We start from the raw sequence: 2,450 nt of genomic DNA, 5'->3' as shown, positions 1-2,450 counted from the left end.
CTCCGCTAGAGCGGCGCGCAAGGCTTCGGCCGCGGATTGGGTTCGGCAGTGGCAGATCACGTCATCCGCGTACCGCTCAAATGGAACAGCCGGATGGGTTCGTGTCATCCACAGGTCGAACGCGTAATGCAGGAACAGATTCGCCAGGATCGGACTCACGACCGATCCCTGCGGGGTTCCAGCCTCCCGTGGCTCGATGCAGCCATCTTCCCTTTGCACCGGCGCCATCAACCAGCGCTCCACATAGAGCAGTACCCAGCGGCAGTCGGTATGTGCCCGCACAGCCTTGAGGAGCAGATCGTGTGGAATCGTGTCGAAGAACGCCTTTATGTCGAGGTCGAGCACCCAGTCGTGTCGCCAGCAGCGCTGACGGGCCGTGCGCACGGCGTCGATCGCCGAGCGGCCGGGCCGGTAGCCGTAGGAGTCGACATGGAACAACGGGTCCAGTCGAGGCTCCAGATACCGTCGGACAACTTCTTGCGCGATGCGATCCGACACCGTTGGTATGCCCAACGGCCGCGTTCCGCCCGCCGCCTTCGGAATGTCCACCCGCCGCACCGGTTGGGGGAGATAGCTTCCCGAGGACAGCCGGTTCCAGAGCTTGTAGAGGTTACCAGTTAGATCAACCTCAAAGTCAGCAATCGACTGTCCGTCTACTTCAGCCGCTCCTTGGTTGGCCTTCACCTTCTTGAAAGCCTCCCAGACTTCCCGCTTCGGGATGTCAAACGGCTTTGCCTTGGTCATGCGGCTCCTCCCGTCGCCGGTTGGCCGCCTGACCTTGGCGGGATACTGCAGCCCCTTCGGTCCAGCCCCATTACAGAGCCTTCACCCCTACTACGGACTGCTCCGTCCCTGTGCCCCGCATCGGTACTCTCGCCCTTGCGGGGATTTCCCGCTTGAGCTTCTCCCTTAACATCGGGGCGACAGGTTCCCGCGTTCCACAAAAGAGCCTGATCCGGATTCACGCCGCCTCCAAGCCGGATGCCGCTCGGGCCGGGCTCCAGGGCTCCGCCCAAACTGGTCCCAGAGGCCACTACCTTCCCTCTGGTTTCGACATCGTCCTGTGAATTTCGGCACGTCATCAGCGGTTCGCTTGCGCTCGTCTCTCCGGATCTCACCTGACGGGTTTTACCCCCGCCTTTTCCTGCGACGCTCACCACCAGCGCTCTTAACGCCAGCAGCTCGCAGTGGATTGGAGCCTGCGCCTGATCGCCGGCTCCGAGGGGCCTGCCCTCATCTCCCTTGCAGCTCCACACCCCCTTCTCTGTTGGTGTGTTCGCGGCACACGTAGTGTCTCAGTTTGAAATTTTAGCGACCTCAGAGCGACCATTCAGCCACGCCTCGCGATGTGCTATGATTCGTCTTATGGGCAAGAAGGCGAAGCAGAAGGCCAAGCAGGCGATTGATGCGCCGTTAGAGGGCGGGCTTGACGCGGAAGCCGCCTACTATGCCCGCAAGGTTGGCATAACCAGAGACGAAGCCGCCAAGATCATCCGGGAAGCCCACGGGCCGAAGCTCTCGATAGTCGGCAAGAACAGCGTGAAGGGCAGATAGCCGCTTAGGCGACCTTCTTTTTGTACGGACCGCGCTTACCCGGCTTCGGCGCTACAGCGTCCATCTTCTCGAAAAGATCTTCCATCGACCAAAGCGTCTGCGACACGCCAGCCGCCATTGGCGGCGTCATTTTCAACGTCTTGTGCATTTTGATGAAGTTGTACCAAACCGTGTAGATCGCGATCATGTGGACGTGGTTGTCGAACTTCTTGAGAACGCATTGGTCAAGCGCGTGAAGCGGCGGTTTGCCATCCGCATCGTGAGGTTGGCGCGCTCTATATGCGACGTGCTGACATGCACCGGATCGGGATTGCCTTCGATCCGCGTCTTGGTCGCGCCACTGCAGACGGAGGGGCTGTAGCGGCGCTCTGGAGACTTATTGCTCTCCGGCTCGCCATACTGCTTGATCAGCATAGCGTAATCGATGTCCGCTCCAGAGGCTTCCTCGACGGCGTTCAGACAGGCGCGATGGCCGTCCGTCATAAGCTGGACGCGATTGGCAAGACGGTCCTTCACCTCGTCCATGAAGGCCAGCGCATATTCGCCGTCGCGACCGCCGATCAGCCAGGAAATGATAAGCTTGCTGTCGCTATCCAGCGCGGTCCAAGTCCACACGTCGCCGCGCCCTCGACATGGTTCTTCATGGTCGAAACGTTCTTCGCCTTTGCGCCGACAAACGACCAGATTTCATCGCACTGGACGCGCTTGGAAGCCACATTGCGGACTTCGCGGTCGTGCAGATTGGCGCAGAATTTGGCGGCATCGACAAGCAGCTTCGAAACCATGTTGATCGACACATCGGCAACGCGGGAGATCGACCGCATGGACGATCTCTCGCAAAGCATGGTCTCGGATGTCAGGCAGGCTTATCGGACGAAAACATACTTGTTATTCGC

General features: G+C 60.0%; 2 protein-coding genes and 1 pseudogene. 1 reads left to right on the top strand and 2 read right to left on the bottom strand.

What is annotated here, in order from left to right:
• Positions 1-744 (bottom strand): group II intron reverse transcriptase/maturase (gene ltrA, locus EN993_RS34580; protein WP_127266119.1); only part of this gene is annotated, 744 nt, incomplete at its 3' end.
• 621 nt (positions 745-1,365) lie between these two features.
• On the opposite strand from ltrA, the gene EN993_RS34570 reads away from it, so the two are divergent.
• Entirely contained in the window at positions 1,366-1,554 is a 189-nt protein-coding gene (locus EN993_RS34570) for a hypothetical protein (RefSeq protein ID WP_245469057.1), read from the top strand.
• A gap of 4 nt (positions 1,555-1,558) precedes the next feature.
• Here EN993_RS34570 and EN993_RS38500 read toward each other — a convergent pair.
• A pseudogene (locus EN993_RS38500) lies at positions 1,559-2,399 on the bottom strand (IS1 family transposase).
• Between the last annotated feature and the right edge of the window lie 51 nt (positions 2,400-2,450).

It is taken from the genome of Mesorhizobium sp. M7D.F.Ca.US.004.01.2.1 (assembly GCF_003997785.1).
GTDB lineage: Bacteria > Pseudomonadota > Alphaproteobacteria > Rhizobiales > Rhizobiaceae > Mesorhizobium > Mesorhizobium loti.
Note: the sequence above shows the minus strand (reverse complement) of the source record. Positions and strands in the feature narration are given on the sequence as shown.

Excerpts from the sequence above, each read along its gene's own strand:
- EN993_RS34570 (WP_245469057.1), top strand. The coding sequence starts at position 1,366 with ATGGGCAAGAAGGCGAAGCAGAAGGCCAAGCAGGCGATTGATGCGCCG.